Here is a 16,424-nt window from a genome sequence, read left to right as displayed (position 1 = left end):
GCGTCGACGCCGGGACTCAAGTTCGGACTGGAGACCTCCGCCAGCGACTGATTGCCAGCATCGCGAGCCAAAACGTGAGGGCAGCGACCAGCCAGCATGCGACCACGAGACACACCAGTCCGAGTGTTTGAATGTCCTCCGGATTATCAAGCCCGTCATAGCCACTGACTGCTATCGAAAAGCGAATCAAACGGTAAAGGAATACCGGCATTTCGAACGGGAATGATGTGACGAAGCATGCGAGCAGCCAGCCACCGCCAATGGTGCAGGTGATAAACGCTGCAATAAACAACAGTCGTCTCACCTGACCTCCACTGTGCCGTATGCCCTGAATGCTGCGCCCGGTACGGGAAGCCCAGGTGGCCGTGCCCGGATATATCTCTCGAGAGCGTCGAACTCAGGCGGATAGACGACGGTGATGCATCCATGACTCAGACCAAGCGGTCCCTTTGGATGCAGTCGAAACGAACCGCGCTTGACCCCGTTGATATTGGTCGTGTCGCCCCCGTTCGGATTCCAGAGCATGAACCATTTAGAGCGATCCGTCGTGCCGATACCATGTTCGCCGGCCCAATCGTATAGCCATCCCATCATGCCACCGGAGTGGCGGTCGACGATGTAATAGGTGCCTTTAGGCAATGGGCCGACGTCGGGTATTGAAGTCGTATACGGATTGTCACGCCCTTGGCCTGAACCTGAAAACGCTTTGACCGTGCCATATCCGGAACAGTAAAGCTCCGAGGTTTCCTGATTGTTGAGAGAGAACGTACAGCGCACTGGCATTGCGTCTCCTTCCTCAGATCAGGTTCCAGGCGTCTTTGAACTTCAGATTGCCGTCGAGATACCACCATGTAATTTCCTCGTAGCGAAACTCAACAACTTCGAAATGGTTGCGGTGGATAGAGGGCTGTTCTTTGATATTGAGCACCTTAGGTGTGACCGAGGCAACCTTCACGTGGCGCAAGAGCATGTTGAAATACTCTTCCTCGCGGCCTGCATCGTTGACGCGATACCACTTGAGTTCAGTTGACTGCAAAGTCAGTCCACGCGCGAGTGCCATGTACAGCAGCGGCGAGGAGCGATCCAGCTCTTTCTCGATCGTGAGTGGGCGGTGTGACCGCCCGCCCACCAGCTTGCCGGTCACATGATCCGTGTCTACGTGCATGCCGTGCGTGAGGCTGAGGACCTCGATGCTTCCTTCGCGTCCAACGACATGACTCGACCCCCGGATCTCTGCGCCATTTTCATTTTTCAACCATAGATGCAATGGAATCGCCATAGAGCCCGTCTCCTTTTTGATTAGCAATTCGCTTGTAGCATCTGCTCCTGAATGGATCGCAAAGAAGTGTTGCAGTGGGATCGAGCTACCCCTCACGCCGCATGCAACCCCCCACGCATCAACTGCCGCACACGCGACATATCCGCCTCGACATGCCCCTGATGCTCGAACAGCTCAGCGAGCCAATCGACGAACGCCCGCACGCGCGGCGACACGCGACGTCCTTTGACAAAAGCAACGGACACAGGCATCGGCACCGGCTTCCACTGCGGCAGCACTTCGCGCAGCAGTCCCTTCTCGAGCAGCGGCTGCGCTGCGATCCGCGCGGGCTGGATCAACCCGAGCCCTTGCAAACCGCAAGTCAGATACGCGTGCTCGTCGCTGACCTTGATGAAGCCGTTCACCTTCACCGTCAACGGGCTGCCACCGACGTCGAAGTCGAAATCGACGGCGCGGCCGTTGTGAGGCGACATGCAGTTCACCGCGACATGGCCCGAAAGGTCGTCGAGACTCTCCGGCGCGCCATAGCGCTCCAGATACGCGGGACTCGCGCACGTCACATGCTCCAGCGAGCCGAGACGTCGAGCGGCCAGCCCTGAATCGGGCAACTCGCCCAACTGGATGCTGCAATCCACGGCCTCTCCGACGAGATCGACATTGCGATGGCTCACGCCGATCGCCAGATCGATGGCCGGATACCGCTCGTGAAAATCGTCGAGCGCCGGCAGGACAATCGATGTCGCCACCGCGCCCGGCATTTCGACGCGCAGCCGTCCGCTCGGGTTGTCCTGCGTCTGACGCAAGCTCGCTTCCATCTCGTCGATGTCGGCGAGGATCTGCGCGCAGCGCTCATAATATGCCGCGCCTTCCGGCGTGAGGCTCAGGCGCCGCGTCGTGCGCACCAGCAGCGCGGTGCCGAGCATTGCTTCCAGATTCTGCACAATCGTTGTCGCCGTCGCGCGAGGTAGGTCGAGCGATTGCGCGGCGCGGGTAAAGCTATTGGTATCGACGATACGCATGAAGGTACGCATCGCCTGGATACGGTCGATCACGGAACTCTCCAGTTGATTGCTGGCACACGGGACATTCCACAAAAAACCAAATCAGCAAGAAAAGCCGCGGCATGCCCCGTCCCGTCGGGAAGGCGCGCCGGTACTGCGGATGCAAGAGCGATACAACGCGGGGAGCAGGGACAGGCCGCCGTCCTGCGCGGCCCGGGTGGAAGGGGTAAAGCGGTTGGGTCCTGCTGCCCGTTACTTCCGGAGCGAGTCGAGATCGATGACGAAGCGGTACTTCACATCGCTCTTCAACATGCGCTCGTATGCTTCATTGATCTTCTGCATCGGAATCATCTCGATGTCCGAGGTGATGCCGTGCTTGCCGCAGAAGTCCAGCATTTCCTGCGTTTCGGCGATGCCGCCGATCAGCGAGCCCGCCAGCCGGCGTCGCTTCATGATCAGGTTGAACACTTGCGGCGACGGGTGATCGTGCTCCGGCGCGCCCACCAGCGTCAGCGTGCCGTCACGCTTGAGCAGGTTGATGAACGGATTCAGATCGTGCTGCGCCGCGACCGTGTTCACGATCAGATCGAAGCTGTTCGCGTGCGCATCCATCTCTGCCTGGTTCTTCGAGATCACCACTTCGTCGGCGCCGAGGCGCTTCGCGTCGTCGATCTTCGACGGCGACGTCGTGAACAGCACGACGTGCGCACCCATCGCATGCGCGAGCTTCACGCCCATGTGACCGAGGCCGCCCAGGCCGACGATGCCGACCTTCTTGCCCGGCCCCGCGCCCCAGGTGCGCAGCGGCGAATACGTCGTGATGCCCGCGCACAGAAGCGGCGCGACGCCCGCGGGATCGAGGTTCTCCGGCACGCGCAGCACGAACGATTCGTCGACGACGAGTTGCGTCGAATAACCGCCGTAAGTGACGGCCCCCGTCACGCGATCGTTGCCGTTATACGTGCCGACAAAGCCGTTCTCGCAATACTGTTCGAGGCCTTCCTGGCAGCTCGCGCAGGTACGGCACGAATCGACGAGACAGCCGACGCCGACGAGATCGCCGGCCTTGTACTTCGACACTTGCGGCCCGACTTTCGTCACGCGGCCGACGATCTCATGGCCTGGGACGACGGGGAACATCGTGTTCTTCCATTCATTGCGAGCCTGATGCAGGTCCGAATGGCAGACACCGCAAAACAGGACTTCGATATGCACATCGTGTTCGCGCAACTCGCGACGCTGGAATTCGAACGGCGCGAGTTTCGATTGCGCGTCGGTTGCGGCGTAAGCGTGGGTCGTGGTCATGAAAGCTCCAATCCTGATGATGCAATTCAGCGAGGCGCCACGCGCGTTGACAACGCGCGGCGGGCGAATCTGTCGTGCGCCGAGGCACGCGGGAGTCCGTTGGGATGTCCGTCCGATGTACGGGAAGGCGGCGGTGCGCGCTTCGCATGCCTCGTGCGAGGCGATGGACGGTGGTGTTGCGGACAGAAAGCGGGCTTTGCGACAGGGTTCCCATAGTAGGGATCGCGCGCGCCCCAGGGAATACCTGAACGTCTTGAAGGCTTGCCTATTTCTCCTGACGCCGTTCGCGGCAGGCCATTTAATGCTAGATTTCAAGCCATATTCTATGGCGCATCATGTAAGCGTCGAACGGATTTAATCATGTCGGACACAAAACTTTCAAATAGCGCGCTTGCGCAATTCACGCCGCAGCAGCGTATGGTCGAACTGTTGCGCACGCTCGCGCCGAACGAGGGCATGACGGACGCGCCGCTCGAAGGCGTCAAGTTCCTGCGCGCGAATCATCCGATGCCGCGGCGGCCCGTCATGTACGAGCCCAGCATCGTGATCGTCTGCCAGGGCAGAAAGCGCGGGTACCTGGGCGGCCACTCGTACATCTACGATGCGCAGCAATACCTCGTGCTCTCCGTGCCGCTACCGTTCGAATGCGAGACGGAAGCGAGCATCGAAGAGCCGTTCCTCGGCATTTCGATTCGCGTCGACCTGACGATGGTCGCGGAACTGCTGATGCTGCTGAACGAAACGCATGGCGCCGTCGACAGCGAGCCGCGCGGCATCTACTCGACGCCGCTCGACCAGCCGTTGAGCGATGCCGTGCTGCGTCTGCTCGAAGCGCTGGTGTCGCCGTTCGATGCGCGGATTCTCGCGCCGTCGATCGTGCGCGAAATCTGCTACCGCGTGCTGACGGGCGTGCAGGGCGACGCGATCCGCGCGGCGCTCACGCATCAGCATCACTTCGGGCGCATCGCGAAGGCGCTGCGCCGCATTCACACCGAATACGACGGCGCGCTCGACGTCGAGACGCTCGCGCGCGAGTCCGGCATGAGCCTTGCCGTGTTTCATGCGCAGTTCAAGACCGTCACGTCGACTTCGCCGATGCAGTACGTGAAGACGACGCGTCTGCATCATGCGCGCCTGCTGATGGTGCAGGATGGGCTCAACGCGAGCGCGGCGGCCGCGCGCGTTGGTTACGAAAGCGCGTCGCAGTTCAGCCGCGAGTTCAAGCGGCTGTTCGGCCTCAGTCCCGTCGACGAAGTGAAGCGCATGCGCGGCACGCTGGACCCCGCTGTTCCCGTCCCGCCGCAGCGGCCCGCCGCGCCCGTGCGCAAGTTCGGCAAGTACGTGACGACGAACTGAAGCATCGTGCCCCGCCGCGCTATGACGGCGCTATGACGTCGCTGTGGCATCGCTCTCAGGCGGCGTCGTGACAGCAGACGCAGAGCTTGTTGCCGTCGGTGTCGCGAAAGTACGCGCCGTAGTAGTTCGCGTGATACTCGGGGCGCAGTCCGGGCGGTCCCTCGCATATCGCGCCATGTGCGAGCGCCACCGCGTGCACGCGATCGACGGTGGGCCGATCGGGCGCCAGCAGCGCGACCATATGGCCGTTGCCTGCGACGGCCGGCTGCCCGTCGAACGGCCTGCCGACCAGAAAGAGCGGCCGCGCGACGCCGGGTGTCATCCATCCCGCCCACGGTCTGTCATCCTCGCGAAACTTGAGCACGAGTCCCAGTTCGCGCAATAGCGCCGAATAGAACGCATACGCGCGCTCGAAATCATTGACGCCGATGTACACGTGGGAAAGCATCGCAAGCGGCTCCTTTCAGATCGAAACCCGACACAACGTGAGAGACAGGTAACGCCGATACCAGCATGACTGCTGAACTGGCTACGCGTGCGCGCGGTGATTACGATGGTCGCGTCGTCACCCACACAATCCTCACGCGGAGCCTGACACCATGAAGCGTTTTCACATCGCGCTGGCCGTTGCGAACCTCGACGAATCGATTGCCGACTATAGCCGCCGGCTCGGCCAGCCGCCGTCGGCCGTGGTACCGGGACAGTACGCGATGTGGCGCACCGGTCTGCTCAACTTCTCGATCAACGAAAAGCCCGAAAAAGCAGGGCAGTTGCGCCATGTCGGCTTCGAGGACGACTCGGCGGAAGGCTATTCGAGCAGCGTCGACGTGAACGGGCTCGAATGGGAACTGTTTTCTGCGGCGGAGCAGGATCGCCGCATCGTCAGTGCATATGGCGTTCCAGTGCGCGATTGAAGGAGCAACTGGGCGAGCAACGGAACGAGCAACCGGATGAGCAAGCGGGCGCGCAACGCCCGCCGCTCACTTGCTGCCCGCTTCCTGCGATGCCTGCGATGTATAGTGCGCGCGCTTTTCCTCGTACATCAGCAGATCGGCGCGCTGCACGCCTTCTTCGATCCGCTCGCCGCGCTGCACCGTCGAGGCGCCCATCGAAAAGCTGATCGGCGAGCCCGGATAGAACTGGTTGTTCAGATCGACGAGCTGACGGATCGTCTCGATCATCGCCGCGCCGCCGCGCTCGTCGGTGCCGGGCAGCAGGATCGCGAACTCGTCGCCGACGATGCGCGCCGCGTTGAACGGCGTCTCCATCGCCTTCGAGAGCACTTCGCCGGCGCGGCGCAGCAGCGCATCGCCGGCGGCATGGCCCAACTGGTCGTTGACGCGCTTCAGGCCGTTGAGGTCGGCCATGATGACCGTCACCGGGAACGGACCCTTGCGCTCCAGCCGGTTCAGTTCGTCGACATAGAACGAACGGTTGCGCAGTTTCGTCAGCACGTCGTGCTTGCCGAGAAACTCCAGATACGCCTCGGCCTTCTTGCGCGCGGTGATGTCGGTCAGCGCGACGAGCACGAGGTCCCATGTGCGTTCGTGGCCCGGCAGCACCGAGAATTGCAGGTGCACGTGCACCTCGTTCGCTTCGAGCGAATAGTTGAGCACTTCGCGCTGTTGAAAGAGCTTGCCGTCCCACAGGTCGATCAGCTGCTCGCGGAAGTGCGGGCGCATGTCGTCGCGGAACACTTCGGGCAGGCGGGACAGCAGCGTTCGCTTGTCGGGCGCGGCAAACATTTCCAGCGTGTGCCGGTTCACGTCGATCACGTGAATCTCGGCCATGCAGCGCTCGACGAACTCGGGATGGACGTCGGTGAACGTGCGGAAATCGGTGATGCCGGCGGCACGCGCTTCGTCGAGCAGCCGCTTGACCGCGCTGAAATCCTCGACCCACAGCGACACGGGCGAATGCTCGAACAGTCCGCGCACGTGCTGTTCGGCGGCCGTCACGCGACGGCGCGCTTTTTCCAGCTCGGTGATGTCCTCCGTCGACACCAGCACGCGATCCCAGCGGTCCTCGTGTCCCGGCAGGATCTTGCCCTTCAGCAGGATGTCGAGCCGCCGCCCGCCGAGTGTGTAGTTGACGGTCTGGCTCGTGAAGTGCGGCTGGCTAGCCCAAAGCTGACACAGCTCTTCGAGGTGCGTCTTCAGCATGTCGTCGCGGAAGACGGTGGAAAGGCTGTCCGTCAGCGAACTGAAATCGGCGGCTTCGAACAGCGACAGCGTCTTCTGATTCACCTTGATCACGCGGATGCGGCTCGCGCATTCGGCGACGCGCCGCACGTCCTCGCCGATATGCGCGCGCAGATCGGTCACGCCCTGCTCGCGCCACGTTTCGAACAGCGCCTTCACGCCGCTGAAGTCCTCCAGCCACAGCGCGACGGGGGCGAGGTCGAACATTTCGGAGTCGTCGTCGGCTGTGCTGCGTGGGCGGGAGGAGTTGGGCATGACGGGTCCAGAATCGAAAGTCTCGCTATTCTACGGTGCCAAATTACGCTGCCCGGCAAAAAAGAGCGGGCGTGCGGCCCTGAAACGGATGAGTTCGGCCGCAAGCGGGATATCGGCAGATCGCGGCGATTCTGCAGTCGTTTTCCTCGCGGATCGATCAGACGAGAAGCGACGCGAGCGTCGGAAAATCGTCGCGGTAAAGCGTGACGAGCCGCGAGGCGGTCTGCGCGAGCCGCTTCTGTTCAACCGATAGAGCGTCGTTCACGCCGGCTTCCAGTCCGCTCACGGTGACGCCTTTGGGCGAATCGGCGTGCTCCCAGGTTTCGGCGAACGCGGTCTGCTTGCAGGGCCGCGCGAAGTCTTCGTCATGCAGCAGATTGATGCGCGGCCGCGCGAACGCCATCGCGACGATCCGCCCATGCAGACTGCTGCCGAGATACGCGCGGCTGTGCGCGATCAGCGCACAGATGTCCCAGATATTCAGCGAATCGAACACGTGGACTGATGAAGCGTGCATGCGCGCGGCGGTGCGCTCGAAGCACGACAGGTCGTCGTGCCACGGCGCAGCGCCCGCGCGAAAGAACACGACGGCGAGGCGATGCGCTTGCGCGACGCGGTCCAGTTGCGCGGCGATTTGAGCGAGCGTTGCATCGTCGCCGAAATCGGCGCTGAACTGCACGGCGAGATAGCCGCCGGGCGCCGCTGCGCGTATCCGTTCGATGGCGGGCGACGCGCGCTCGCGGATCGTATCGCCGAACAGGTCCGCCACCATGACCGCGCAATCGGGGACGAGCCGCGCTTCGATGCCGGACTGCGCGAGCCATGCCTGCGTGCGCGCGTCGCGCACGGTGACGTCGTCAGCGGTGGCGAGCTTCGCGAGCACTTCGTTGCGCAGCGCGTCGTCGCGGCCGCTCAGGCCCACGCCGCCGACGGCATGAAAGAGCACGCGCGCGGCCGAGGGCAGCGCTTCCTTCGACCACACATACGGCGCATGCGCCCGCGTGCCGAGCACGCGATGCGCCCACGTCAGGCGATCGCGATCATGCTGATGCGACGCGATGACCCGTTGCGCGTCGTCGGGTGATTGCAGCATCACGGCGGCTTCCCATGCATCGCACGTGAGGATTTCTCCGCCGACGTGGATCAGATCGGCCGCGCGTTCGTGCATCTGCATGAGCGCTTCAACGCGATGGCCGCCGTGCGCGCGCAGGTCGCGCGCCGCGAGTCCGGCGAAACGCACGTCGCGCTCGCCCAGCATGCGCGCGACGACATGGGGAAACAGCATGTCGCCCAGATTGTGCCGGTCGAACGCGCCGAAGAGTACGACGGGCGACGGCTTGTCTGCCGCGTCATTTGACTTTCGCATTGCGATGCCCTACGAATCGATTTAACCGGTCGTCGGTTTATCGGTGCAAATGATCATACGAGTCACCGGAATCTGTACGGAGGGTACACGCAATTCGCGCATTGGCCACGTGAACGCGCATCGCGTCACATACGCGAGCAGCACGCGCAATACGAGGAACACGTGTTTTCCGGCGAAGCCATTCGACGCGCTTCGCCGTTAAGCGGGCGACGATCTGTCTGCGGCGCGCCGGCATTCCGGTGTGCCTCCTCATGCCTGAAAAGAACAGGGGCAGCGTCATGTTCACTTACGTCATCGTGATGGCCATCTCGGCCTTCATTCCCTATGTCGCGACACCCGCCGCCGAAGCCGGCGTGAAGGCGATCGTCTCGCATCACGACGATACGGAATCGGGCGGCGCGGACGCGCCCGCGCAGATGCAAACGCTCGTCGCGCAAAACGGCGCGGTTGCCAATGCCGCGCCGAGGAACGAGCATTGACGAAGCGCCGCGCCGAAGCAAACTGCCACGCATTGCGTTTTGCCCATTGCGTCGAGACAAATCGAAACAAGGCGAACGAGGCAAAACGAGGTGAAACCGGCCCGCCCCGATAGCGGGCCACCGCTTCTGTTTGCCGTCGCACCGGCGCGTCTTTTCGCGGCCCGCCACGGTTCCGTCTGGCCGCGCGGACCTCTGCTGAAGAGAGTTTTGTCGCGCAGTACCATCTGCGTCGATGATCGAAACGACGTCGATGGGTGATTGCGCGCGCATCGGTGCGAAGCACGTTCGCCCATTGCTTTCCTTCGATTCACCCGCCGCATCGGCGGCGCAATGTGTCACCACCTCAATGTGTCACCACGCAAAAGGAGCGAAGTTCAATGAGCACGATCACCACTAGGGATGGCACGCAGATTTTCTACAAGGACTGGGGCTCGGGCCGTCCCGTCGTCTTCTCGCATGGCTGGCCGCTCGACGCGGACGCATGGGATGCGCAGATGCTGTTTTTGCTGCAGAAGGGCTTTCGCGTGATCGCGCACGATCGCCGTGGACATGGCCGCTCGGGTCAGCCGTCGAACGGCAACGACATGGACACATACGCCGACGATCTCGCCGCGCTGCTCGACGCACTCGACATTCAGGGCGCGACGCTCGTCGGGCATTCGACGGGCGGCGGCGAAGTCGCGCACTATATCGGCCGTCACGGCACGAAGCGTGTCGCGAAGGCGGTGCTGATCGGCGCGGTGCCGCCGATGATGTTGAAGACGCAAGCGAATCCCGGCGGCTTGCCGCTGGACGTGTTCGACGGCATCCGCAAGGGTGTCGCCGACAACCGCTCGCAATTCTACAAAGATCTCGCGATCCCGTTCTTCGGCTTCAATCGGCCGAACGCAAAGGTATCGCAAGGCACGATCGACGCGTTCTGGGCACAGGGCATGGCAGGCAGCATTCATGGCCAGTACCTGTGCATCCGCGAGTTCTCTGAAGTCGACTACACGGAAGACCTGAAGAAGATCGACGTGCCGACGCTGATCCTGCACGGCGACGACGACCAGATCGTGCCGATCGATGCAGCGGGCAGGAAGTCCGCGGAAATCGTGAAGAACGCGACGTTCAAGGTCTACGAGGGCAGTCCGCACGGCATGTGCGTGACCGAGGCGGACAAGATCAACGCCGATCTGCTCGCGTTCATCAACAGCTAAGCGCACGCGGACCGTATGCAATGGCGGCGCATCCTGTGCGGGATGCGCCGCTTCGCTTTGTTCAATCGGCACGAACTGTCGCGTGATGCAATTACGCCGGTGTTTGCGCTTCGTTGCCGACGCGATAACATCGCATCCATCGCGACTCCATGAACGGAACATGACCACCTACGTTGCGCTGTTGCGGCCGTCAATGTCGGCGGCACCGGCAAGCTGCCGATGACCGAGCTTCGCCGGCTATGCGAAGAAGCGGGCTTCATCGGCGTACGCACGTACATTGCGAGCGGCAATGTCGTGTTCGAAAGCAAGCTCGCGAGGCGCGCGGTGCAAGCGGCGCTCGAAAGCCGGCTCGAAGCCTATACGGGCAAGCCCGTGGGCGTGCTGATCCGCACGGGCAAGGAAATGGCGGACGTGCTGCACGCCAATCCGTTCAGCGACGAAGCACCGAACCGCACCGTCGCGATCTTTCTCGATGGCCCGCCGCCCGCCGATACGCTCGACCACATCGCCGGCCAGCGAAACGAAAAGGTCGTGCTCGGCAAGCAGGAAATCTATGTGCACTACGGCGAAGGGATGGCGAATTCGAAACTGAAGATTCCCGCTGCGAAAACAGGGACCGCGCGCAATATCAACACGATCGCGACGCTCGCCGAATGGGCCGCGCACTGATGGCGAGCGACGGCCAAACCCGCTGCGGCCGATACGGCTTGTTGCTACACTGCGCGTTGCCGGTACTTCGTTGCAGCACCTGTCTTGCAGCACTTCACGTTTCCTGCTCGCGCCTCGCTCATGAAACCGTCCCTGCTCGTACTGACCTCACTTCTCGACGACAATCGGGAGCGCATCGCCGCTTCGTTCGACATCCTCTATGCGCCCACACACGAAGCCCGCGCCGAATCGATCGCGAAACACGGCGCTGCGATTCGCGCGGTGCTGACGAGTGGCACCACAGGCCTGAGCGCCGATGAAATCGACCGGTTGCCGGCGCTCGAACTGGTGAGCGCATTGGGCGCAGGCTACGAGAACATCGCGACGGAGCATGCACGCTCACGCGGCATCGTGCTCACGAATGGCACGGGCGCCAACGACGATTGCGTCGCCGATCACGCGTTTGCATTGCTGCTGGCCGTCGTGCGCGATGTGCCCCAGCGCGACCGCGCGACACGCAAAGGCATCTGGCGCGATGCGTTGCCGTTGCGGCCCTCGGTGTCGGGCAAGCGGCTCGGCATCGTCGGCCTCGGGCATATCGGGGAGAAGGTGGCGCGCCGCGCGGCCGGTTTCGATATCGACGTTGCGTATCACAACCGCAAGCCGCGCGACGGCGTGAGCTTGCGCTACTTCGACAACCTGTGTGATCTCGCGCGCTGGAGCGACTATCTCGTCGTGGCGACGCCGGGCGGCGCGGGCACGCATCATTTGATCGATACGCATGTGCTCGAAGCTTTGGGGTCGAAGGGCTTTCTCATCAACGTGTCGCGCGGCAGTGTCGTCGATACGGACGCGCTTGCGCATGCATTGAACAATGGCGTCATCGCGGGAGCGGGGCTCGACGTGTACGAAGGCGAGCCGCATCCGCCGCAGTCGCTGCTGCATCTGGACAACGTCGTGCTCACGCCGCATGTGGCGGGCGCGTCGCCGGAAGCGAATGCGGCCTGTGTCGATACGTTCATCGCCAACGCCACACGTCACTTCGCGGGCCAGGACGTGCTCACGCCTATCTGACACGCACCTGACCCGCCTTCAGCTCATCGGATTGCTCACTACGCGAGGACCTCACGCATATGGCCAAACACACGGCACTGATCGAATGGAGCAGTAACGGCGGCCCGTTCACCGACAACCGCTATAGCCGCGCGCATCGCTGGACGTTCGACGGCGGCGCGGTCGTGCCCGCATCGAGTTCTCCGCACGTGGTGCGCGTGCCGTTCTCCGATCCGGCGGGTGTCGATCCCGAAGAGGCGTATGTCGCGGCATTGTCGAGTTGCCACATGCTGTGGTTTCTGTCGATTGCAGCAGGCGAGGGTTATGTCGTGACCTCGTATCGCGACGAAGCGGAAGGCACGATGGCGAAGAACGAAGCGGGCAAGGACGTGGTGACGCGCGTCGTGCTGAAACCGGCTGTTGCATTTGCAGGCGCGAAAGCGCCGAGCGACGATGCGCTTCACCATCTGCATCATCTCGCGCACGATGCGTGTTTTCTGGCGAACTCGGTAAAGACGGTGATCGACGTCGAGGGAACGTGGAGCTTCGACGCGGCGCGTTGAGCGGCCGTGCGGCTCATGATTGATTCACGACTGCGGATTCATGACTGCGCCTCGCACTGCGCGCGCAAGCAGCAAAAAAGCCGGCCCTTCATGGCAACATGAAGGCCGGCGCGAAAGGATTCTGGCCATTCCGAGGGCCATTGCCAGAACCCGAGAGAGTCTCCATTGTCCCGCGTGTCTCCTGAAGATTTGCTTAACTGCGACCCGATTCGCCCGGCACCTCTCGACAGCATTGCGTTCACCTCGCATGCGCGTTCATCGACGTGGGGAACTGCGCGCACATAAAACAGTCGTTATGTGCTGGTTGCAACTGTGACATTGTTCATCTCTGCATGGCCGGTCGATTTCGCCGCATCAGCGTCTCTTAAGGTTTCGTGGCCTAAAATCGCTATGCGTGTTATGTGCTTTACGCGGTAAGCGTGTCACTTTTAGACTCGACCCATTCAGAATTACCGACCCACACTGCACATCGCGCGCCACCGTCAGTACTTTTCTCGCTATGCGGCAATCGAATGAGGAAGAACTTCCGCACCTCATACATGGCCGTCTGACGCTGTGTCCCGCTCGCCACAGTCAATCGTGTCTTATGTAAAGGATCGTTACTCGGAGGTCGGCCGAGGCGTCCGCGCGATCCATGCCGCCAAACTTTTTTCTCCTTTGGAAACGTGCGTTTGCGCGCGGACTGCGTGCGCAGTGCGCTCAAAATCGCCAACGTGTAGTCGCGATTCGACGTTTTCAAACAGTAACAACCGCTGATGCATAACGGGTCGCGATTCCGTTAATTTTTGAGTAACCGATCGCGAACGAATTCCCGGGGACGTGATGCTGTCGGTGCATGTCGACCAATCGAGGCGGGAAAACCGATTACATCATGGACCTCAAGCTAAAGCGGCTCTATCACGTGTGCAACCCTGAACTGGCGTGCCTCGACGGCAACCTGCCGTCGGAGTTATGGCGTATTCGCTGCATCGACGTGCGCGAGAGGCAAGGCGCTGCGTTGCTTGCCAATGATCGGGCTGCTGGTTTGATCGAGTTCTCGTCGTTGACTATTCCAGATGATCTGAACGAAGTCGATGTGCTGACAAAAGCGAGCGCTGAAATCAGCTGGGTCGCCGTCGTGACGAAGGCGCACCTGAACGATCCGGAAATACGCCGGATCGTGCGCACGCGCTGCGTGAGTTTCATCACGCTGCCCGCTGCCGCCGAGCTGATCGCGCAGGCCGTCGATCGCGTGTATGAAACGTCGACGGGCGACAGCCACGCGCGCAAGAGCACGGACGACGACTCGCCCGCGATGATCGGCGCGTGCGCGGCGATGACGGATGTGCGCGCGGCGATCCGGCGCGCGTGCGAGCACGAGCGGCCCGTGATGATCGTCGGCGAATCGGGGAGCGGCAAGACGATGACGGCAACGGCGATCCATTCGGGTTCGACGCGCCGCGATGGACCGTGGGTATCGATCCATTGCGCGGCCTACGCGCCCGAGCGGCTCGCGGCCGAATTATTTGGCGACGGGGAGAGCAAGGTCGAAAGGGGCAATCAGCGATCCCGCCTGGCAATGGCGGAGGGCGGTTCACTGTATATCGACGGCATCTGCGAACTGCCGCTTGCGGCGCAACAACGTCTCGCAGATCTGCTCGACAGTGGGCCGCGCAATGTGCGCATCATCTGCTCGACACATTTCGACTTGCAACGCGCGACGGAAGAACATCGTCTGCATCCGCGCCTTGTCGCGTTGTTCGCGGGGAATACGATCACGCTGCCGGCGCTGCGCGATCGCGGCGCCGATATCCGCCTGCTCGCATCCTGGCTGCTGATGAGCTTTCGCTCAGATTCGCGTCATGGCGTGCAAGGTTTTTCCGTCTGCGCATGGGAAGCGCTCGACACGCACACGTGGCCCGGCAACGTGCAGGAACTGATCAACCGCATCCGGCACGCGATCGTCGTCGGCAGAGGCCAGTTGATCTCGGCTGCCGATCTGGGTTTCGACAAGATCGCGCAGGGCCCTTTGTTGAGGCCGGCCGACGAGACAGACGAGGTTCCCGAATGGGCCGCCGTCGAACTCGCGGTCGCACGCAATCAGGGCCGGCTCGATGCAGCCGCGACGGAGCTGCGCATTTCCAAAGTTCTGCTCTCGCGCATGCTCGCGTCGGACTACAAGCGTGTCGCGCCCACGGACGCCGTGCTGCAGGCTGACTCCGCGTAAGCCGAAGCAGAGCCGCTTGCGCACGTTGAAATGCGCTTCACCAACAGTTACACAATCCGTTCTTGTGTAGCACCTGCCGACATTTCCACGCGCTATGCTTGGTGTTATCGATGCCGCTCGCGCGTAGCGGCGTTCTTTGCTGTCACTTTCAAAAGGAATTCCTTGCTGATTTTTATGCCGCTTTTTTGCGGAATTCACCATTGTAGTTTGTCGTTATTTCGTTCACTGTGAGCCATGAAAGAGCCCTATCGCGCCGTTATCCGTTATCCGCGTAATGACTCAGGTCGTGACTTCGTCGTGGGCGACATTCACGGCTGCTTCGGGCAATTACGCGCAGAACTCGAAGCCCGCCATTTCGATCCGCAACGTGACCGGCTGTTCGCCGTCGGCGATCTCGTCGACCGGGGGCCGGAATCCGATTGCGTGCTGGAAGCCGTCGAGCGCTATCGCATCAGGTCCGTCAAGGGCAATCACGAAGATGTCATCGTGCGCTGGCATCACGGCGAAGAGCAGGCGCTCTCGCTGCTGGGCAACGGCGCGAACTGGCTGCTCGATCGCGCCGAGGACATGGACTGGGTCGATCGCATCGCCGACTATATGGCGTCGCTGCCGTATGTGATCGAAATCGAAACGGAACACGGCATCGTCGGCATCGTGCATGCGGATTCGCCCGCGTCGGACTGGGCGACGTTCGTGCGTGAAATCGAACGCGAGTCGCCCAATGGATCGATGCGTCGCAAGGCCATCTGGGCGCGCACGCGCTGGAAGACGTATAAGCCGCATCCCGAGCCTTCGCGCAACACGTTGCGAGGGCTGCTCGACAGGGCGAAGCGCAGTGTGCGCGCGCAGGCGCATCCAGTGGGGCACGTCGACAACGTGACGGCCGTGATCGTCGGCCATACGCCTGTGTCCGGCGTCACCGCGAAAGACAACGTGATCAATATCGACACGGGCGCCGTGTACGGCGGCAAGCTCACGATCATGGATCTCGCGGACGTGCCGCAGTGGGTCGAAGTTTTCGACCGTTCGTCCGTTGGTGATTCAGAGCCTGTTCGACAAGAGCCCGTTCATCGGCACCCGGCTCATGATGAGCCTGCTCATGAAGAACCCTCGCTTCATGAGCCTGAGATGTCGGAGCGTCTGATTCGACGCAACCCTGGTTTCGCGTCCGAGCCGGTAGCCGAAAAAGCTGTGGCCGAAGCAGCACCTGTGGTGGAGGAGCCGCCCGTGACGACAGAGCGCGCCGCTGCCGTGGATAGTGCTGCGACAACGGCTGCCGCGAGTCCTGTGATCGAGGAGGCGCTTGCGGACGACGCGCCACAACTCGCGCCCGAATCTCAGCCGAAACAGGAGCCGTTGACGTCGTTTGCATCGCAAGGCATGCACATCACGGTGCGCATGAGCCTGCACAGCTTCGTGAACGACGGGCGTTCGACTGCGGATACCACCGACCCGCATCGGCGGTAGCACGATGCCGTGACACCCCATCGCGTGCCGACGTGCGAGTTTGACG

16 protein-coding genes and 1 pseudogene are annotated in these 16,424 nt (G+C 62.2%); 9 read left to right on the top strand and 8 right to left on the bottom strand.

What is annotated here, in order from left to right; genetic code table 11:
• Positions 1–16 precede the first annotated feature (16 nt).
• The 5 genes from VSR68_RS27850 to VSR68_RS27830 form a co-directional block, all read right to left on the bottom strand.
• Positions 17–304 carry a hypothetical protein gene (locus tag VSR68_RS27850; protein WP_342942931.1) on the bottom strand — a complete coding sequence of 96 codons (288 nt, stop codon included), beginning with the start codon at positions 302–304 and terminating at the stop codon, positions 17–19.
• Positions 301–783, bottom strand: coding sequence for a DUF2778 domain-containing protein (locus tag VSR68_RS27845; RefSeq protein WP_342942930.1), 483 nt, complete (start codon positions 781–783; stop codon positions 301–303). Before VSR68_RS27845 ends, VSR68_RS27850 begins: the two co-directional genes overlap by 4 nt.
• Before the next feature lie 13 nt (positions 784–796).
• Positions 797–1,279, bottom strand: a complete 483-nt coding sequence (gene tssD, locus VSR68_RS27840; RefSeq protein ID WP_342942929.1) for a type VI secretion system tube protein TssD — start codon at positions 1,277–1,279, stop codon at positions 797–799.
• Between the two features lie 92 nt (positions 1,280–1,371).
• Positions 1,372–2,331 (bottom strand): LysR family transcriptional regulator, encoded by a 960-nt coding sequence (locus tag VSR68_RS27835; protein ID WP_342942928.1) that lies wholly within the window; start codon positions 2,329–2,331, stop codon positions 1,372–1,374.
• A gap of 201 nt (positions 2,332–2,532) precedes the next feature.
• The gene (locus VSR68_RS27830) at positions 2,533–3,585 is read right to left on the bottom strand and encodes an NAD(P)-dependent alcohol dehydrogenase (RefSeq protein ID WP_342942927.1); all 1,053 of its coding nucleotides are present in this window, start codon (positions 3,583–3,585) and stop codon (positions 2,533–2,535) included.
• A 360-nt stretch (positions 3,586–3,945) separates the two neighbouring features.
• Here VSR68_RS27830 and VSR68_RS27825 point away from each other — a divergent pair, with 360 nt between their 5' ends.
• The gene (locus VSR68_RS27825) at positions 3,946–4,941 is read left to right on the top strand and encodes an AraC family transcriptional regulator (protein WP_342942926.1); all 996 of its coding nucleotides are present in this window, start codon (positions 3,946–3,948) and stop codon (positions 4,939–4,941) included.
• Between the two features lie 55 nt (positions 4,942–4,996).
• Here VSR68_RS27825 and VSR68_RS27820 read toward each other — a convergent pair whose 3' ends face one another.
• On the bottom strand, positions 4,997–5,389 hold the full coding sequence (locus tag VSR68_RS27820; RefSeq protein WP_342942925.1) for a VOC family protein: 393 nt from the start codon (positions 5,387–5,389) through the stop codon (positions 4,997–4,999).
• Positions 5,390–5,540: 151 nt separating this feature from the next.
• Here VSR68_RS27820 and VSR68_RS27815 point away from each other — a divergent pair, with 151 nt between their 5' ends.
• A complete protein-coding gene (locus VSR68_RS27815; protein ID WP_342942924.1) occupies positions 5,541–5,855 on the top strand; it encodes a hypothetical protein in 315 nt (104 codons plus the stop codon).
• 66 nt (positions 5,856–5,921) lie between these two features.
• Here VSR68_RS27815 and VSR68_RS27810 read toward each other — a convergent pair whose 3' ends face one another.
• Together VSR68_RS27810 and VSR68_RS27805 are read right to left on the bottom strand one after the other, a co-directional pair.
• Positions 5,922–7,397: a sensor domain-containing diguanylate cyclase gene (locus tag VSR68_RS27810; RefSeq protein ID WP_342942923.1), complete on the bottom strand. Its 1,476-nt coding sequence runs from the start codon at positions 7,395–7,397 to the stop codon at positions 5,922–5,924.
• A 157-nt stretch (positions 7,398–7,554) separates the two neighbouring features.
• Positions 7,555–8,763: a polysaccharide pyruvyl transferase family protein gene (locus tag VSR68_RS27805; RefSeq protein WP_342942922.1), complete on the bottom strand. Its 1,209-nt coding sequence runs from the start codon at positions 8,761–8,763 to the stop codon at positions 7,555–7,557.
• Between the two features lie 278 nt (positions 8,764–9,041).
• On the opposite strand from VSR68_RS27805, the gene VSR68_RS27800 reads away from it, so the two are divergent.
• The 7 genes and pseudogenes from VSR68_RS27800 (at position 9,042) to VSR68_RS27770 (ending at position 16,378) form a co-directional block, all read left to right on the top strand.
• On the top strand, positions 9,042–9,242 hold the full coding sequence (locus VSR68_RS27800; RefSeq protein WP_342942921.1) for a hypothetical protein: 201 nt from the start codon (positions 9,042–9,044) through the stop codon (positions 9,240–9,242).
• A 377-nt stretch (positions 9,243–9,619) separates the two neighbouring features.
• Positions 9,620–10,441 carry an alpha/beta hydrolase gene (locus VSR68_RS27795; RefSeq protein ID WP_342942920.1) on the top strand — a complete coding sequence of 274 codons (822 nt, stop codon included), beginning with the start codon at positions 9,620–9,622 and terminating at the stop codon, positions 10,439–10,441.
• A 160-nt stretch (positions 10,442–10,601) separates the two neighbouring features.
• Positions 10,602–11,110: pseudogene (locus VSR68_RS27790) on the top strand (DUF1697 domain-containing protein).
• A 120-nt stretch (positions 11,111–11,230) separates the two neighbouring features.
• On the top strand, positions 11,231–12,163 hold the full coding sequence (locus VSR68_RS27785; protein ID WP_342942919.1) for a 2-hydroxyacid dehydrogenase: 933 nt from the start codon (positions 11,231–11,233) through the stop codon (positions 12,161–12,163).
• A 59-nt stretch (positions 12,164–12,222) separates the two neighbouring features.
• Positions 12,223–12,705, top strand: coding sequence for an OsmC family protein (locus VSR68_RS27780; RefSeq protein WP_342942918.1), 483 nt, complete (start codon positions 12,223–12,225; stop codon positions 12,703–12,705).
• Between the two features lie 871 nt (positions 12,706–13,576).
• Positions 13,577–14,911, top strand: coding sequence for a sigma-54 dependent transcriptional regulator (locus tag VSR68_RS27775; RefSeq protein WP_342942917.1), 1,335 nt, complete (start codon positions 13,577–13,579; stop codon positions 14,909–14,911).
• A 234-nt stretch (positions 14,912–15,145) separates the two neighbouring features.
• Complete coding sequence (locus tag VSR68_RS27770; protein WP_342942916.1) at positions 15,146–16,378, top strand: metallophosphoesterase; 1,233 nt, start codon at positions 15,146–15,148, stop codon at positions 16,376–16,378.
• Positions 16,379–16,424 lie beyond the last annotated feature (46 nt).

The sequence above is a fragment of the Paraburkholderia phymatum genome, assembly GCF_038900715.1.
Classification (GTDB): Bacteria; Pseudomonadota; Gammaproteobacteria; order Burkholderiales; family Burkholderiaceae; genus Paraburkholderia; species Paraburkholderia phymatum_A.
Note: the sequence above shows the minus strand (reverse complement) of the source record. Positions and strands in the feature narration are given on the sequence as shown.

Excerpts from the sequence above, each read along its gene's own strand:
- tssD (WP_342942929.1), bottom strand. The coding sequence starts at position 1,279 with ATGGCGATTCCATTGCATCTATGGTTGAAAAATGAAAATGGCGCAGAG.
- VSR68_RS27780 (WP_342942918.1), top strand. The coding sequence starts at position 12,223 with ATGGCCAAACACACGGCACTGATCGAATGGAGCAGTAACGGCGGCCCG.
- VSR68_RS27775 (WP_342942917.1), top strand. The coding sequence starts at position 13,577 with ATGGACCTCAAGCTAAAGCGGCTCTATCACGTGTGCAACCCTGAACTG.
- VSR68_RS27800 (WP_342942921.1), top strand. The coding sequence starts at position 9,042 with ATGTTCACTTACGTCATCGTGATGGCCATCTCGGCCTTCATTCCCTAT.
- VSR68_RS27845 (WP_342942930.1), bottom strand. The coding sequence starts at position 783 with ATGCCAGTGCGCTGTACGTTCTCTCTCAACAATCAGGAAACCTCGGAG.
- VSR68_RS27795 (WP_342942920.1), top strand. The coding sequence starts at position 9,620 with ATGAGCACGATCACCACTAGGGATGGCACGCAGATTTTCTACAAGGAC.
- VSR68_RS27830 (WP_342942927.1), bottom strand. The coding sequence starts at position 3,585 with ATGACCACGACCCACGCTTACGCCGCAACCGACGCGCAATCGAAACTC.
- VSR68_RS27810 (WP_342942923.1), bottom strand. The coding sequence starts at position 7,397 with ATGCCCAACTCCTCCCGCCCACGCAGCACAGCCGACGACGACTCCGAA.
- VSR68_RS27825 (WP_342942926.1), top strand. The coding sequence starts at position 3,946 with ATGTCGGACACAAAACTTTCAAATAGCGCGCTTGCGCAATTCACGCCG.
- VSR68_RS27815 (WP_342942924.1), top strand. The coding sequence starts at position 5,541 with ATGAAGCGTTTTCACATCGCGCTGGCCGTTGCGAACCTCGACGAATCG.
- VSR68_RS27785 (WP_342942919.1), top strand. The coding sequence starts at position 11,231 with ATGAAACCGTCCCTGCTCGTACTGACCTCACTTCTCGACGACAATCGG.
- VSR68_RS27805 (WP_342942922.1), bottom strand. The coding sequence starts at position 8,763 with ATGCGAAAGTCAAATGACGCGGCAGACAAGCCGTCGCCCGTCGTACTC.
- VSR68_RS27820 (WP_342942925.1), bottom strand. The coding sequence starts at position 5,389 with ATGCTTTCCCACGTGTACATCGGCGTCAATGATTTCGAGCGCGCGTAT.
- VSR68_RS27770 (WP_342942916.1), top strand. The coding sequence starts at position 15,146 with ATGAAAGAGCCCTATCGCGCCGTTATCCGTTATCCGCGTAATGACTCA.